The 13,950-nt window shown below is 67.3% G+C and carries 17 protein-coding genes (1 of these 17 only partly in view); 15 read left to right on the top strand and 2 right to left on the bottom strand.

What is annotated here, in order from left to right:
* The 8 genes from HND92_RS17075 (at window position 1) to fliR (ending at window position 5,731) form a co-directional block, all read left to right on the top strand.
* Window positions 1-1,308, top strand: coding sequence for a flagellar hook-length control protein FliK (locus HND92_RS17075; RefSeq protein ID WP_172208679.1), 1,308 nt, complete (start codon window positions 1-3; stop codon window positions 1,306-1,308).
* A gap of 217 nt (window positions 1,309-1,525) precedes the next feature.
* Entirely contained in the window at window positions 1,526-2,098 is a 573-nt protein-coding gene (fliL, locus tag HND92_RS17070) for a flagellar basal body-associated protein FliL (protein ID WP_088888282.1), read from the top strand.
* A gap of 15 nt (window positions 2,099-2,113) precedes the next feature.
* On the top strand, window positions 2,114-3,118 hold the full coding sequence (gene fliM / locus HND92_RS17065; RefSeq protein ID WP_011806887.1) for a flagellar motor switch protein FliM: 1,005 nt from the start codon (window positions 2,114-2,116) through the stop codon (window positions 3,116-3,118).
* On the top strand, window positions 3,108-3,557 hold the full coding sequence (fliN, locus tag HND92_RS17060; RefSeq protein ID WP_011806886.1) for a flagellar motor switch protein FliN: 450 nt from the start codon (window positions 3,108-3,110) through the stop codon (window positions 3,555-3,557). The genes fliM and fliN overlap by 11 nt, the downstream gene beginning before the upstream one ends.
* A 7-nt stretch (window positions 3,558-3,564) precedes the next feature.
* Window positions 3,565-3,927, top strand: coding sequence for a flagellar biosynthetic protein FliO (locus tag HND92_RS17055; RefSeq protein ID WP_172208677.1), 363 nt, complete (start codon window positions 3,565-3,567; stop codon window positions 3,925-3,927).
* Window positions 3,920-4,675, top strand: a complete 756-nt coding sequence (gene fliP, locus HND92_RS17050; protein WP_011806884.1) for a flagellar type III secretion system pore protein FliP — start codon at window positions 3,920-3,922, stop codon at window positions 4,673-4,675. Before HND92_RS17055 ends, fliP begins: the two co-directional genes overlap by 8 nt.
* A 10-nt stretch (window positions 4,676-4,685) precedes the next feature.
* Window positions 4,686-4,955 carry a flagellar biosynthesis protein FliQ gene (gene fliQ / locus HND92_RS17045; RefSeq protein WP_011806883.1) on the top strand — a complete coding sequence of 90 codons (270 nt, stop codon included), beginning with the start codon at window positions 4,686-4,688 and terminating at the stop codon, window positions 4,953-4,955.
* Between the two features lie 5 nt (window positions 4,956-4,960).
* Complete coding sequence (gene fliR, locus HND92_RS17040) at window positions 4,961-5,731, top strand: flagellar biosynthetic protein FliR (RefSeq protein ID WP_172208675.1); 771 nt, start codon at window positions 4,961-4,963, stop codon at window positions 5,729-5,731.
* 98 nt (window positions 5,732-5,829) lie between these two features.
* Here fliR and HND92_RS17035 read toward each other — a convergent pair whose 3' ends face one another.
* On the bottom strand, window positions 5,830-6,459 hold the full coding sequence (locus HND92_RS17035; protein ID WP_103738840.1) for a response regulator transcription factor: 630 nt from the start codon (window positions 6,457-6,459) through the stop codon (window positions 5,830-5,832).
* Window positions 6,456-7,577, bottom strand: a complete 1,122-nt coding sequence (locus HND92_RS17030; RefSeq protein ID WP_172208673.1) for an ATP-binding protein — start codon at window positions 7,575-7,577, stop codon at window positions 6,456-6,458. The genes HND92_RS17035 and HND92_RS17030 overlap by 4 nt, the downstream gene beginning before the upstream one ends.
* A 150-nt stretch (window positions 7,578-7,727) precedes the next feature.
* Here HND92_RS17030 and HND92_RS17025 point away from each other — a divergent pair, with 150 nt between their 5' ends.
* The 7 genes from HND92_RS17025 to HND92_RS16995 form a co-directional block, all read left to right on the top strand.
* Window positions 7,728-8,177, top strand: a complete 450-nt coding sequence (locus HND92_RS17025) for a hypothetical protein (protein WP_172208671.1) — start codon at window positions 7,728-7,730, stop codon at window positions 8,175-8,177.
* A gap of 68 nt (window positions 8,178-8,245) precedes the next feature.
* On the top strand, window positions 8,246-8,608 hold the full coding sequence (locus tag HND92_RS17020) for a response regulator (protein WP_011806878.1): 363 nt from the start codon (window positions 8,246-8,248) through the stop codon (window positions 8,606-8,608).
* Between the two features lie 51 nt (window positions 8,609-8,659).
* On the top strand, window positions 8,660-10,792 hold the full coding sequence (locus HND92_RS17015) for a chemotaxis protein CheA (RefSeq protein ID WP_172208669.1): 2,133 nt from the start codon (window positions 8,660-8,662) through the stop codon (window positions 10,790-10,792).
* A gap of 33 nt (window positions 10,793-10,825) precedes the next feature.
* Window positions 10,826-11,314, top strand: a complete 489-nt coding sequence (locus HND92_RS17010; RefSeq protein WP_011806876.1) for a chemotaxis protein CheW — start codon at window positions 10,826-10,828, stop codon at window positions 11,312-11,314.
* Window positions 11,315-11,362: 48 nt separating this feature from the next.
* Window positions 11,363-12,256 (top strand): CheR family methyltransferase, encoded by an 894-nt coding sequence (locus HND92_RS17005; RefSeq protein WP_172208667.1) that lies wholly within the window; start codon window positions 11,363-11,365, stop codon window positions 12,254-12,256.
* 162 nt (window positions 12,257-12,418) lie between these two features.
* Window positions 12,419-13,033: a chemoreceptor glutamine deamidase CheD gene (gene cheD, locus HND92_RS17000; protein ID WP_371814900.1), complete on the top strand. Its 615-nt coding sequence runs from the start codon at window positions 12,419-12,421 to the stop codon at window positions 13,031-13,033.
* A 37-nt stretch (window positions 13,034-13,070) separates the two neighbouring features.
* A protein-coding gene (locus HND92_RS16995) for a chemotaxis response regulator protein-glutamate methylesterase (RefSeq protein ID WP_103738837.1) crosses the window boundary here: on the top strand, window positions 13,071-13,950 show its 5' portion. Its footprint extends 233 nt past the window's final position; 880 of the gene's 1,113 nt are visible here — the first part of the coding sequence; it begins with the start codon at window positions 13,071-13,073; its stop codon lies beyond the right edge, outside the window.

Genomic DNA, 13,950 nt, shown 5'->3' with positions numbered 1-13,950 from the left:
ATGGAACAGACCCGTATTTCCTCCTCGCCTTCCACGGCTGCGCACGAGGCGCGCGGCGCCAGGGGCGCCTCCGCCAAGGCTGGCAGCGCCGCTGAGGACAAGGCGGCAGCGCAGGGCGACGGCTTTGCCCTGTTGCTGGCCGCTCTGGGCGGCGAGGGCGCGGCCACGGTGCTGGACACGCTGTCGGTGGCTGGCGAGGCATTGCAGTCGCCCGAGGCGCTGCCGGACGCGGGCGCGCTGGCGGCCTGGGCGGCGGGTCTTCAGCCGGGAGCCGCGCTCGCGCAGCGGACGGGTGAGGCGCTCGCAGCCGAGGCGGATGCCCTGGCCGGCCGCCTGGGCCTGGGCCTGGTGCGCGCGGGGCAGGATACGCTGGTGGGGCAGACCGCCCTGCTGGACGGCGCGGCGGAGCGGGCGGCTCTGCAGGGCGGGGCCTCCATGGCGGGGCCCGGCGGCGCCGCGGGCCGCGGCACAGCCTGGCGCGCGCAAGGCATGGCACTGCAGGCTGCGGCACAGGACGCCACCGTCGCCGCGGGGGATGCCTTGCGCGCCGGTGCCCATGCGGCGGGCTCTGGCCTGCAGCAGGCAGCGGACACGGTGTCGCACCTTGCGGCGCAGGTGTCCCAGGCCGTGGATGCGACCGCGCAGCGGCGCGACGCCGTGCCCGTCGCTGGTGCGCCGTTGCAGGCCCAGCCCGGCGAATGGATGGCTGCGCAGGCAGCCCCCGCGGGCATCTCGGGCGCCGCTCCTGGCTCCGCAGCGGCGGGCGCGGGCGGGGCCGCCACCCCCGCGGGACTGCGGGGTGCGGACGCTGCCGCGGGCACTTCGGGCGCGGAGCCTTTCAGGTCACCTGCCGAGGGGGCCGGGCTGGAGCCGGCCGACGCCACGCTGGCGGGCATGGCCGGGGCAGAGGACGCCCTGGCGGATCAGTTGGCCGAGCAGGTGGCCTACTGGGTGCACCAGAAAACCCAGAATGCCGAACTGACGCTGGACCAGGATGGCCGGCCCGTGGAGGTGAGGGTGGCGCTCACGGGCGACGAGGCGCATGTGACCTTCCGCAGCGACCAAGCCGATGCGCGCCAGTGGCTGGACGGCAGCACGGCCCAGCTGCGCGAGATGCTGCAGCGCGAGGGGCTGCAGCTCGCCGGCGTGACGGTGGACACGGCGGGTGGCGGTGCCGCCGACCGGCAGGGCCGGCGGGACGAGGGCCGCCCGGGCGCGCGCCAGGCCGCCGTGCAGGCCGCCGCGCCTGCGGGGCAGGCAGGCGGCGGACGGGGCGTGGCCGAGCGCTCGGTGGATATCTTCGTCTGACGCATCCCCCGGGTGGCCCCTGTGCCGCACCGGCGGCACCGGCGGCAGCGGTGCGCATCGGGGCGCATGCGGCTGAAAACCCGGGTTTTGGGCGCTTATTCAGGCTTTCGCGGGGCGCCGGGGCGTTCAATAATCGGCCATCACTGCGGGGAAGGGCCTTTCGGCCCGCCGCCCGCGGCCCACTTCCCCTGCCCTTGTTGCGCAAGAAAGCCCCAACGTGTCCGACAACACTGCTGCCCCGGCCAAAAGCAAGAAACTGATCATCATCCTGGCCGTTCTCGCCCTGGTGCTGGTGGCGGGCGGCGCCGCAGCCTGGATGATGCTGTCCCAGCGCCACGCGGCCGAGGACGAGGAGGGCGGCGGCCGGGCAGTCGCCCAGGCGGGCACGCCCAAGACACCTCCCACCTTCCTGCCCATGGACAACATGGTGGTCAACCTGGCCGACCCCGGCGGCGACCGCTTTGCCCAGGTGGGCATCACGCTGGAGCTGGCCGACGGCAAGACGGCGGACCAGGTGAAGGCCTACATGCCCACCATCCGCAGCGGCGTATTGCTGCTGCTGTCGCAGCGAACGACCGACGAGTTGCTGACGCGCGAGGGCAAGGAGAAGCTGGCGGTGGACATCCGCCGCGAAGTGTCGCGCCCGCTGGGCTACAGCGTGCCCAAGCCGCGCAAGCGCTCGGCCAGCCGCGATCCCTTGGACGAGGATGTCGAAGAAGAAGAACCCCGTCCCCGCGCCGACACCAATCCGGTGCGGCAGGTGCTGTTCTCCAGCTTCATCATCCAGTGAGGAAAGGTTGCAGCCATGAGTGAGTCCTTTCTGTCCCAGGAAGAAGTTGATGCCCTGCTGGAGGGCGTGACGGGCGAAAGCCAGAAGACCGTCAAGGAGGAGATCGAGGCCGGCGCCGTCCGCAACTACGACATCTCCAGCCAGGAGCGCATCGTGCGCGGCCGCATGCCGACGATGGAAATCGTCAACGAGCGGTTTGCGCGCAACTTCCGCATCGGCCTGTTCAATTTCATCCGCCGCAGCCCTGAGATCTCCGTGGGCACCGTGTCGGTGCAGCGCTACAGCGCCTTCCTGCGCGAGCTGGTGGTGCCGACCAACTTCAACATCGTCGCCATTCGCCCGCTGCGCGGCAGCGGCCTGGTCGTGTGCGAACCGTCGCTCGTGTTCGGCATCATCGACACGCTGTACGGCGGCGTGGGCAAGTTCCAGACCCGCATCGAAGGGCGTGACTTCTCCGCCACCGAACAGCGCGTGATCAACCGCCTGGTGGACGTGATCTGCGCAGAGTACAAGAAGGCCTGGCAAGGCATCTACCCCCTGGAGCTGGCCTACCAGCGCTCGGAGATGCAGCCGCAGTTCGCCAACATCGCCACGCCCAGCGAGATCGTGGTGTCCACCGCCTTCCAACTGGAGATCGGCGACCTGGCCGGCGCGATCCACATCTGCATGCCGTATGCCACGCTGGAGCCTATCCGCGACGTGCTGTACTCGTCGGTGCAGGGTGACGCGATCGAGGTGGACCGGCGCTGGGTGCGCGTGCTCACGCGCGAGATCCAGGCCGCCGAGGTCACCCTGGTGGCCGAGTTGGCGCGCGCCGACGCCACGGTGGAGCAACTGCTGGCCATGAAGCCGGGCGACTTCATCGAACTGGAGCGCGAGCCGCGCATCCGCGCCTCCATCGAGGGGGTGCCCGTTTTCGAGTGCCAGTACGGCACGCACAACTCCAAGTACGCGATCCGCATCGAGGAATGCCTGCGCGGTGCCGAAGCGCACTGGATGGGAGAAAAGAATGTCAACTGAATCCGACCACAACGACAACTCTGGCGGGTCCGCTGCGGACGACCCGTTTGCCGGCTGGGCCGAGGCGCTGGAAGAACAAAAGCGCGTCGACGGGCAGACCATCGATGCCGAGCAGGGAGGCCCGTTGTCGGGCGAGCCCGCGCGCCCCTATGCCGCCGGCGGCGAGCCGCAGGTGCACGACATCAACATGGTCCTGGACATTCCGGTGCAGCTGTCGGTGGAACTGGGCCGCACCAAGGTGCCGATCAAATACATCCTGCAGCTGGCCCAGGGCTCGGTGGTGGAGCTGGACGCGCTGGCCGGCGAGCCCATGGACGTGCTGGTCAACGGCTACCTCATCGCCCAGGGTGAAGTGGTGGTGGTGAACGACAAGTTCGGTATCCGCCTGACCGACGTGGTCACGCCTTCGGAGCGGCTGCGCCGCGTCAGCCGTGGATAGCGTGGATATGACGCAGACGCTGCTGCTGGTGGTGCTGTTCGTCGGCGCGCTGGCGGCCCTGCCGTGGCTGATTCGCCGGCTGCAGCAGCGCCAGGCCGGCTTGCAGGCCCATGCGGGCGGTGCCTCGCGTGTGCTTTCGGCGGTGGCCGTGGGGCCGCAGCAGCGCGTGGTGACCGTGGAGGTCGGCCCGCCGCAGCAGCGCACGCTGCTGGTGCTGGGCGTGACCGCGCAGCAGATCAACTGCCTGCATGTACTGTCGGCGGCTGCAGCGCCGGGGTCGGCGCCAGCGCCTTCGTTCGCCACAGAGATGGCGGCCGCGCGCGCGCAGACCGTACAACCGGCGCATGCGGGCGGAGGCGGCCATGCATAAGGCCGTGCGCGGCATCGCGGCCGGTGCGGCTGGCCTGCTGCTGGCGGGCGCCGCCTGGGCGCAGCAGCAGCCCGCGGGTGCGCTGCCGCTGGTGATCGGCTCGGGGCCGGGCGGCACGAGCTACTCGGTGCCCATCCAGACGCTGCTGTTCTTCACGGCGCTGTCGTTCCTGCCGGCCGTGCTGCTCATGATGACGGGCTTCACGCGCATCGTGATCGTGCTGTCGCTGCTGCGCCAGGCCATCGGCACGCAGTCCGCGCCGCCCAACCAGGTCATCATCGGCCTGTCGCTGTTCCTCACGCTGTTCGTCATGGGGCCCACGCTGGACAAGGTGTACCAGGAGGCCTACGTGCCCTACACCACCAACGCCATCACCTTCGAGCAGGCCATCCAGAAGGCCGAGGCGCCCATGCGCGGCTTCATGCTCAAGCAGACGCGCCAGTCCGACTTCGCGCTGTTCGCACGCCTGGCCAAGCTGGACGAGGGCGTGACGGCCGAGACCGCGCCGCTGCGCGTGCTGGTGCCGGCCTTCGTGACCAGCGAGCTGAAGTCGGCCTTCCAGATCGGCTTCATGATCTTCATTCCGTTCCTGATCATCGACATGGTGGTCTCCAGCGTGCTCATGTCGCTGGGCATGATGATGCTGTCGCCGGTGCTGGTGGCGCTGCCGTTCAAGCTCATGCTGTTCGTGCTGGCCGATGGCTGGAACCTGCTCATCGGCTCGCTGGCCGCGAGCTTCGCGACGTGAAGGATTCCGCATGACCTCCCAGTTCGTGCTCACCATGGGCCGTGACGCCCTCACCCTGCTGCTGATGATCGCCATGCCGGTGCTGGGGGTGGTGATGGCCGTGGGCCTGCTGGTGAGCATCTTCCAGGCCGTGACGCAGATCCACGAGGCCACGCTGGCCTTCGTGCCCAAGCTGATCGCGGCCGTGGTGGTGTTCGCGATCGCCGGGCCGTGGATGCTGACCACGCTGGTGGACTTCCTGCGCCGCACGATCGAGGCCATTCCGTCCGTCGTCGGGTAGGCATCTTGATCACCTTCACCGAGGCGCAGATCATGGCCTGGCTGTCGCCGGTGCTGTGGCCGTTCCTGCGCGTGCTGGCGCTGTTCACGTCGGCGCCGGTGTTCTCGATGCGCGTGATCCCGGTGCGCACGCGCATCGGGCTGGCCTTTTTGGTGGCGGTGTGCGCGCAGGCAGTGCTGCCCGAGCAGCCGGTCATCAGCCTGAACAGCCGCGAGGCCGCGGGCGCGGTGGTGCAGCAGGTGGGGATTGGCCTGGCGATGGGCTTTGCGGTGCGTCTGGTGTTCGCGGCCGTGGAGCTGGCCGGCGAAATCATCGGCCTGCAGATGGGCCTGAACTTCGCTTCATTCTTCGACCCCGCGAGCAATGCGCAGGTGAGCGCGGTGGCGCGCTTCTTCGGCAACATCTCCATGCTGCTGTTCGTGGTGATCAACGGCCACCTGATGGTGTTGATGGCCGTGGTCAAGAGTTTCGACAGCTTCCCCGTGGGCGGCAACTTTCTGCAGGCCATCGGGCAGATGCGGCTGCACGAGCTGGGCGCGTCGCTGTTCTCCAGCGCTTTGTGGATCGCGCTGCCCATGATTGCGCTGCTGCTGTTTGTGAACCTGACCCTGGGCATCATCTCGCGCGTGGCGCCGCAGATGAACATCTATGCCGTGGGCTTCCCGGTCACGCTCACCGTGGGCATGCTGGGCATCACGGCCACGCTGCCGATGCTGGAGCAGCCCATGCTGGCGCTGCTGCAGCAGTCCATCGAGCTGTTCGCCGCGCCGCGTTAGCCAGTCAAAAAAGAGAGCTGCCAGCGCTTGCTGCAAGCCATTCTCAATATCAAAACATATTGAAATGCCTGTGCATCAAGCGGTGGCAGCTATTGTTTTCATACCAACCGATTGCGGATCGCGTACACCGTCAGCTCCGCGTTGTTGGCCAGCTTGAGCTTTTCCAGCACCCGCGCGCGGTACACGCTCACGGTCTTGGGGCTGAGCATCAGCTCCTCGGCGATGTCCGACAGGCGCTTGCCCGAGGCGATCTTCACCAGCGTCTGCAGTTCGCGCTCCGACAGCGATTCATGCGGCAGCTCGGGCGTGGGCTGCGCCAGGCTGTCGGCCAGCAACTGCGCCACCTCGGGCGTGAGGTACTTGCGCCCCTGCACGATGGTCTGCACCGCGGCGATGAGCTGCACCGGGTCGCCCGCCTTGTTGGCGTAGCCGTGCGCCCCGGCCTTCAGGCAGCGCAGCGCGTACTGGTCCTCGGGATACATCGAGACGATCAGCACCTTGATGTCCGGGTGCGTCTCTTTCAGGCTGGCCATCACCTCCAGGCCGCTGCGCCCGGGCAGGTTCAGGTCCAGCAGCAGCACGTCGCAGGCGGCCGTGCGCAGCACCTCGCGCAACTCGGGATAACTGCCGGCCTCGCCGGTCACGTGGATATCGGGCGACTCGGTCAGCGTGTCGCGTATGCCGCGCCGCAGCACGGCATGGTCATCGCATAGCACCACCTGGATCACTGCACATCTCCTGCTTTGCCTGCGGGCGATGTTAGCGGCACGGTCATGATCACCGACGTGCCATGGCCCGGCCGGCTGCTGATGTCCATCCAGCCGCCCGCGCGCCGCGCGCGCTCCTGCAGGCCCTGCAGGCCGAAGGAGCGGGGCTTCTTGCGCATCTCGGGCGCCATGCCGCGGCCGTCGTCGGTCACCTCCAGCGTCAGCACGTCCTCGTGGTCCGACAGGTCGATGCGCACCTGGCCGGCCTGCGCGTGCTTTTGCACGTTGGTCAGCGCCTCTTGCGCGGTGCGGTAGGCCACCAGTTGCAGCGCGGGCGGCACGTCCAGCGCCTCGCGGCTGGCGGTGACGCGCACGGGGATGCGCGTGCGGCGCTCGAAGGTCTCGGCCAGCCAGCGCACGGCGGCGACGAGGCCCTGGTCCAGCACGGGCGGGCGCAGGTTCATCATGAGGCGCTGTGCCGCGTCGATGGCGTGCTGCAGCATCTCGGTGGCGGTGCTGGCATGCTCGCGCAGGCCGTCCTCACCGGCGTGGCGGCCGATCCACGCCAGGTCGAATTTCACCGCGGCCAGAGCGCCGCCGATGTCGTCATGGATCTCGCGCGCGATGGCGGCGCGCTCCTCCTCGATGGAGGTCTGCAGGTGCTCGGCCAGGTCGGCCAGCTGCTGCCGGGACTCGGCCAACTCGGCCGCGGCCTCCTCGCGCGCGCGGCGGGCCTGCGCGACCTCCATCGCACGCGCCAGCACATGCGGCAGGCGTGCCATGTCGTCCTTGAGCAGGTAGTCGGCAAAGCCCAGCCGCATGGCGTCCACCGCGGCGGCCTCGCCGATCGCGCCGGACAGCAGCACGAAGGGCGGGTGCCCCGGGCATTGGTCCACGATGCGCCAGGCATCCAGCGCCGTGAAGCCGGGCAGGCGGTAGTCCGCCAGGATCACGTCGAACGATTCCCGCTCCAGCCACCCGGTGAAGGCCTCCAGGGAGTCCACCTGGTGGATCTCATGGGACAGCCCGGCGCGCCGCAGCGTCAGCCGCACCAGCGCGTGGTCGGCGGTTGAGTCCTCGAGATGCAGCACTCGCACGGGTCTTTTCGGGGCCTCAAGATCGGTGGGAGTGGGTATCATAGGATACATATTGGAACAAATTGGGGCCCGAAACGGTCATTCCAGCCTGTGGCGCGGTACAACGGATGCCGTAATGCTGCAGCACAGGCGACAGGATTGGGCCCCGGACGATGGTGCCGCCGGCTATGCGCCAGCAGCTATGGAGAAACGATGCAATCTTCCACATTAAATACGCCAGATGGGCCTGCCGCGCAGGTGCCCGTCATGGTGGCGGCCGAGTTGCAGGATTCCCTGCTGATGGCCATGCACGACCTGCACCGGCTGGAAGGGCTGCTCAACCACGCCACCGAGAATCTGCTCGCGCGTTTCGGCGAGGCCAACGCCTCGCTGACGGATGAGCTCATCGGCGCGTCGGCAGAGTTGGCCGATCTGCGCACCGCCTTGCGCAGTGCAGTGACGGAGTTGCAGTTTCACGACATGGCGACCCAGCTCATCATCCACACTACCAAGGTGTTGCAGGGATGCGCCTTTCGCCTGGCGGCCGAGACCATGGGACAAGAAGAGGGGGAGGACGCCGCGCCGCTGGAGGGCGTGGTGCCCGATCGGCCCAACCCTGTCACGCAAAGCGAGATGGAGGCCGGCTCGATCGAGCTGTTCTGATCCAGGCGCGGTTCCCGTATCTCCCAACCCATTAACCTTATTCAAATCAAAAGTCGTTGGAGCTTTACATGCAGTCCATTCTTGCGGTCGATGATTCTCCGTCCATGCGGAAAATGGTTTCCTTCACGCTCACCGGAGCGGGGTACCACGTGGTGGAAGCGGTGGATGGCCAGGACGCGCTGGAAAAGGCCGAGACCCACGACATCCATCTGGTGCTGGCCGACCAGAACATGCCGCGCCTGGACGGCATCGGCCTCACGCGCAAGCTGCGCGAGCATCCGCGCTTCAAGAGCATTCCCATCCTCATCCTCACGACGGAATCCAGCGACCAGATGAAGCAGGCCGGCCGCAGCGCGGGCGCCACCGGCTGGCTGGTCAAGCCGTTCGACCCCACGCGCCTCATCGAAGTGATCCAAAAGGTCATCCGCTGATCGCGCCGGCCACACCAACACCTACGACGTAGCACACAGGAACTCGGGACCATGGCGGATACCTACCAAGAGGGCGCAGGCGCGGACTTTGACCTCAGCCAGTTCTATCAGATCTTCTTCGAAGAGGCCGGCGAGAACCTGGACCAGATGGAGCAGATGCTGCTGGACCTGGACGTGGATGCCGCCAACGACGAAGAGCTGAACGGCATCTTCCGCTGCGCGCATTCCATCAAGGGCGGCTCGGCCACCTTCGGTTTTTCGGATGTGGCGGAACTCACGCACCAAATGGAATCGCTGCTGGACCGGCTGCGTCGCCACGAACTGCAGCTGATCCCGCAGATGGTGGACGTGCTGCTGGAGTCGGCGGACGCCTCGCGCAGCCTGCTGGCACGCCATCAGGCGGGCGGGCAGGGTGAGGCGGTTTCCACGCATGACCTCGTGCGCCGCATCAGCGAACTGGCAGCCGGCGCCGTGCCAGCGGCAGCGCCCGCCGCAGCGGTACCCGCTCCAGCGCCTGTGGTTGCTGCGGCACCTGCGCCCACGCCCGCGGTGGCGCCGGTGGTGCCCGCTGCGGCGGTCCCCGGCGGCGCTCGCTCGCTGGAGATCCACATCGGTCCATTGGCCCAGGTGACATTGGCCGATGCGATCAAGGACCTGTTCCGCGACATCCCGGGCTTGGGCAGCATCAACGATCTGCCGGAAGACCGCCCCGGCATGCGCCGGTTCGCAGTGCAGACCACGTCCACGGACGAGGATCTGCTGGACCTGTTCGCATTCCATGTGGCGAAGGAGCAGGTGGCCATCCACGACGCGGCGGCTTCCGCGGCGCCTGCCGCGCAAGAGGCCCATGAGCCGCTGGAGCCATCCGCTGCGGCCCTGGCCGAGCCGTACGGCTTCTTTGCCGGCGCGCCGGGCGTGCCTGTCGAGGCCGCTCCTGCCGCCGCACCGGCCAGTGCCGCTGAGCGGCCCGCCGCGCGTGCCGCCTCCGCCGAGGCCAAGGGCGGCGCGCAGGCCTCCATGGAATCGTCCACCATCCGCGTGGCGGTGAGCAAGGTGGATCAGCTCATCAACCTGGTGGGCGAACTGGTCATCACCCAGGCCATGCTGGCGCAGAACAGCCGTGGCCTGGATGCGGGCGTCTACCAGCAACTGCTGGCAGGCCTGGCCGACCTGGACCGCAACACGCGCGACCTGCAGGAATCCGTGATGTCGATCCGCATGATTCCCATGTCGATCGTGTTCAACCGCTTCCCGCGCATGCTGCGTGACTTGGCGGGCAAGCTGGGCAAGAAGGTGGATTTCGTCACCCACGGCGAGGCGACCGAACTGGACAAGAGCCTGGTCGAGAAGATCACCGACCCGCTGACCCACCTGGTGCGCAACAGCTGCGACCACGGCATCGAGATGCCCGCCGACCGCCTGGCTGCGGGCAAGCCAGAACACGGCACCATCACGCTGTCGGCATCGCACCAGGGGGGCTCCATCGTGATCGAGGTGCGCGACGACGGCAAGGGCATGTCGCGCGAGAAGATCCTCAAGAAGGCGCGCGAGCGTGGGCTGGATGTTTCCGACGCCATGCCCGACAGCGAGGTCTGGAACCTGATCTTCGCGCCCGGGTTCTCCACGGCGGATGTGGTGACCGATGTCTCGGGCCGCGGCGTGGGCATGGACGTGGTCAAGCGCAACATCACCGCGCTGGGTGGTTCGGTGGAGATTGATTCCGCTGAAGGCTACGGCATGCGTGTGTCCGTGCGCCTGCCGCTGACGCTGGCCATCATGGACGGCATGTCGGTAGGCGTGAGCGACGAGGTGTACATCCTGCCGCTGTCGTCAGTGGTGGAGTCGTTCCAGGTCAACGGTGGCGAAGTGAACACCGTGGCCCAGGGCTCCCAGCTGGTGAAGGTGCGCGACGAATACATGCCCGTGGTGGCGCTGGAGAAGATCTTCCAGGTGCCGCGCCCCGACGCGAATTCGACCAGCAGCATCATGGTGGTGGTGGAGGCCGATGGCAGCCGCGTGGCGGTGCTGGTCGACGAACTGCTGGGGCAGCACCAGGTGGTGGTGAAGAACCTGGAGACCAACTACCGCAAGGTGCCCAACGTGTCGGGCGCCACCATTCTGGGGGATGGCACCGTGGCCTTGATTCTGGACACGGCTGCCCTGGTGCGCCGTGCGCGCCACTGAATTGCGAAACGCTGAACGACGAGGAGTGAGGGCATGAGTCTGGTGGACAAGGGTGCAGAGACCACGGCTGCGGGCGCGAGGGAATACCTGACGTTCCGCCTGGGCCAGGAGGAATACGGCATCGACATCCTCAAGGTGCAGGAAATCCGCGGCTATGAAAACCCCACGCGCATCGCCCATGCGCCGGCTTTCATCAAAGGGGTGACCAACCTGCGAGGCACCATCGTGCCGATCGTGGACATGCGGCTGCGCTTCAACTGTGCGCAGGCCGAGTACAACAGCTTCACGGTCGTCATCATCCTGAACCTGCGCGAGCGGGTGGTGGGCATCGTGGTGGATTCCGTGAGCGACGTGATGGAGCTGACCCCCGAGCAGGTACGCACCGCCCCGGACATCGAGAGCTCCATCGACGCGCAGTGCATCCGCGGGCTTGGCTCGGTGGGCGACCGCATGCTCATCCTGCTGGACATCGAAAAACTCATGGCCGGCATGGACATGGGCCTTGCCATGGCAGGGGACTGATGCGGCGAGCCGCAGCCTTCCCGCTATACACACGTTGACGAGCGCGCCATGAGCCTGACCGCCAGCCCCACCGCCGCGCCGCGGCGTCCGGCCCGCCCGGCTGCGGGGGCTGCTGCTCCCGTGGCCGAGAGTGGCGAAGGGCGCGAGTTCGCCTGGACCCATCAGGACTTCGCGCGGGTGCAGTCCCTGATCTACCAGCGCGCCGGCATCAGCCTGCATGATGGCAAGCACGCCATGGTGTACAGCCGCCTGTCGCGCCGCCTGCGCGATACCGGGTACGACAGCTTTCACGAGTACCTGAGCTGGCTGGAAGGCCACGACGGGCCGGAGTGGCAGGAGTTCGTGAACGCCCTGACCACCAACCTCACGGCGTTCTTTCGCGAGCAACACCATTTCGAGATCCTGGCGTCGCTGCTGCGCATGCGCTCTGCCGGGCCATGGAACATCTGGTGCAATGCGGCATCGACCGGCGAAGAACCTTACTCGATCGCGATGACCGTCCTGGAAACCCTGGGCAACAACGCGTCTTTCAAGCTGACGGCCAGCGACATCGATTCGCGGGTGCTGGCCACGGCCGCTCGCGGGGTCTATCGCCTCGACGGTCTGAAGGGCTTGAGCCAAGAGCGTCTGCAGCGCTTCTTTCTGCGCGGCAAGGGCGGCAACGCCGGGCTGGCGCGTGTGCGCCCCGAGTTGCGCAAACCCATCGAGTTCCTGAGCGTGAACCTGATCCGCGACGACTGGCCGTTCCGCGAGCCCTTCGACGTGGTCTTTTGCCGCAACGTGATGATTTATTTTGACGGCCCCACCCAGCGGCGGGTGCTGGAGCGCATCCACCGTGTGCTCAAGCCCGGCGGCATGCTGTTCGTGGGACATGCCGAGAACTTCAGCGATTCGCGCGACCTTTTTGCCCTGCGAGGCAAGACGGTGTACGAACGCATCTGATACGGGCATTTTTGACCTACCGCGAGGCGCTGGCCATCCATGAGCACCCCACCCGGAGCTGATCCACGGCCCTCTGCCTTGCCGGGCGGGGGCCTGGAGCGCCGGCGCACGCCCCGCATCACGCCTCTGCCTGTGAATGCCTCCGCAGGCACCGCGCCTGCCATGACGCTCCAGGAGCTCAAGGCCTGTCCGCGCAGGCCGGGTGAGGCATCGTTCTTCTTTTTTGATCACCATTTCCAGCACAACGCGGTGAAGGTCTTGCCAGGCGAGTTTTTTGTCTCGCACGACAGCCTGGCCATCATGACGGTGCTGGGATCGTGCATTGCCGCCTGCCTGTGGGACAGCCGCATGCGCGTGGGAGGCATGAACCACTTCATGCTGCCCGAGGGGGACAGCGCCGATGCGTCGGGCCGGTATGGTTCCTACGCCATGGAACTGCTCATCAATGAGATGATGAAGCTGGGCGCTCGCCGCGAGACGCTGCAGGCCAAGATCTTCGGCGGTGCCCAGGTGATGCACAACTTCACCACGCTCAACGTGGGCGAGCGCAACACCCGCTTTGTGCAAGACTATCTGGCCACGGAGCGCATTCCGGTGGTGTCGGAGGACGTGCTCGACATCTATCCGCGCAAAGTGGTGTTCTTTCCGGTGACAGGCAAGGTAATGGTCAAGCGCCTGGCGCATGCCCATCCCGAAACGCTGGAGCAGGAAGTGGTGCGGGGCAACGCGGCTACCGTGGCGCGCGCCACCAGCGGAGGCTCCGTGGATCTGTTCTGATCGGCGGCACTAACAACACAGCAAGGATTTGAAAGGCATGAGCGGCAAGATCAGGGTGATCGTGGTGGACGATTCGGCATTGGTGCGCAGCCTGCTGTCGGAGATCATCAACCGCCAGAGCGACATGGAGTGCATCGGCACGGCCAACGACCCGCTGATCGCGCGCGAGATGATCCGTGAGAAAAATCCCGACGTGATCACGCTCGATGTGGAGATGCCGCGCATGGACGGCATCGACTTCCTCGGGCGCTTGATGCGCCTGCGGCCGATGCCCGTGGTGATGATCTCGACCCTGACCGAGCGCGGCGCCGAAGTGACCATGCGGGCGCTCGAACTGGGGGCCGTGGATTTCGTCGCCAAGCCACGCGTGGGGCTGTCCAGCGGACTGAACGAATTGGCGGCTCAGATCGTGGACAAGATCCGCGTTGCGGCCGTGGCCCATGTGCGGCGCGCCCCCGCGCGCAGCGCTGCCGCCATTGTCCACCCCGATGCAGGTGCCGCTCCCGCGGCGGCCCCCGCTCCCGCGGCGTCGGCGCTGCTGGGGCGCGTCTCTACCGAAAAGGTGATCTGCATTGGCGCGTCGACCGGCGGCACCGAGGCCATCCGCGAGGTCCTGATCCATATGCCGGCGGACTCTCCGGCCATCGTGATCACCCAGCACATGCCGCCAGGGTTCACCACCAGTTTTGCCGCGCGGCTCAACAGCCTGTGCCAGATCACGGTCAAAGAGGCGGTGAACGGCGAGCGGATTCTGCCCGGCCATGCCTATATTGCGCCGGGGGGGCGGCAGTTCTACCTGGCACGCAGCGGCGCCAACTATGTAGCGGTGGTGGATGACAGCCCGCCGGTCAACCGGCACAAGCCTTCGGTGGAGGTGCTGTTCAAGTCGGCTGCCGCCGTGGTGGGGCGCAATGCCT

The organism is Diaphorobacter sp. JS3050, from assembly GCF_013154915.1.
Lineage (GTDB): Bacteria > Pseudomonadota > Gammaproteobacteria > Burkholderiales > Burkholderiaceae_C > Diaphorobacter > Diaphorobacter nitroreducens.
The sequence above is the reverse complement of the archived record's forward strand: the minus strand, read 5'-3'. Positions and strand labels throughout refer to the sequence as shown.

Excerpts from the sequence above, each read along its gene's own strand:
- HND92_RS17075 (WP_172208679.1), top strand. The coding sequence starts at position 1 with ATGGAACAGACCCGTATTTCCTCCTCGCCTTCCACGGCTGCGCACGAG.
- fliM (WP_011806887.1), top strand. The coding sequence starts at position 2,114 with ATGAGTGAGTCCTTTCTGTCCCAGGAAGAAGTTGATGCCCTGCTGGAG.
- fliN (WP_011806886.1), top strand. The coding sequence starts at position 3,108 with ATGTCAACTGAATCCGACCACAACGACAACTCTGGCGGGTCCGCTGCG.
- HND92_RS17055 (WP_172208677.1), top strand. The coding sequence starts at position 3,565 with ATGACGCAGACGCTGCTGCTGGTGGTGCTGTTCGTCGGCGCGCTGGCG.
- fliP (WP_011806884.1), top strand. The coding sequence starts at position 3,920 with ATGCATAAGGCCGTGCGCGGCATCGCGGCCGGTGCGGCTGGCCTGCTG.
- fliQ (WP_011806883.1), top strand. The coding sequence starts at position 4,686 with ATGACCTCCCAGTTCGTGCTCACCATGGGCCGTGACGCCCTCACCCTG.
- HND92_RS17030 (WP_172208673.1), bottom strand. The coding sequence starts at position 7,577 with ATGATACCCACTCCCACCGATCTTGAGGCCCCGAAAAGACCCGTGCGA.
- HND92_RS17025 (WP_172208671.1), top strand. The coding sequence starts at position 7,728 with ATGCAATCTTCCACATTAAATACGCCAGATGGGCCTGCCGCGCAGGTG.
- HND92_RS17020 (WP_011806878.1), top strand. The coding sequence starts at position 8,246 with ATGCAGTCCATTCTTGCGGTCGATGATTCTCCGTCCATGCGGAAAATG.
- HND92_RS17015 (WP_172208669.1), top strand. The coding sequence starts at position 8,660 with ATGGCGGATACCTACCAAGAGGGCGCAGGCGCGGACTTTGACCTCAGC.
- HND92_RS17010 (WP_011806876.1), top strand. The coding sequence starts at position 10,826 with ATGAGTCTGGTGGACAAGGGTGCAGAGACCACGGCTGCGGGCGCGAGG.
- HND92_RS17005 (WP_172208667.1), top strand. The coding sequence starts at position 11,363 with ATGAGCCTGACCGCCAGCCCCACCGCCGCGCCGCGGCGTCCGGCCCGC.
- cheD (WP_371814900.1), top strand. The coding sequence starts at position 12,419 with ATGACGCTCCAGGAGCTCAAGGCCTGTCCGCGCAGGCCGGGTGAGGCA.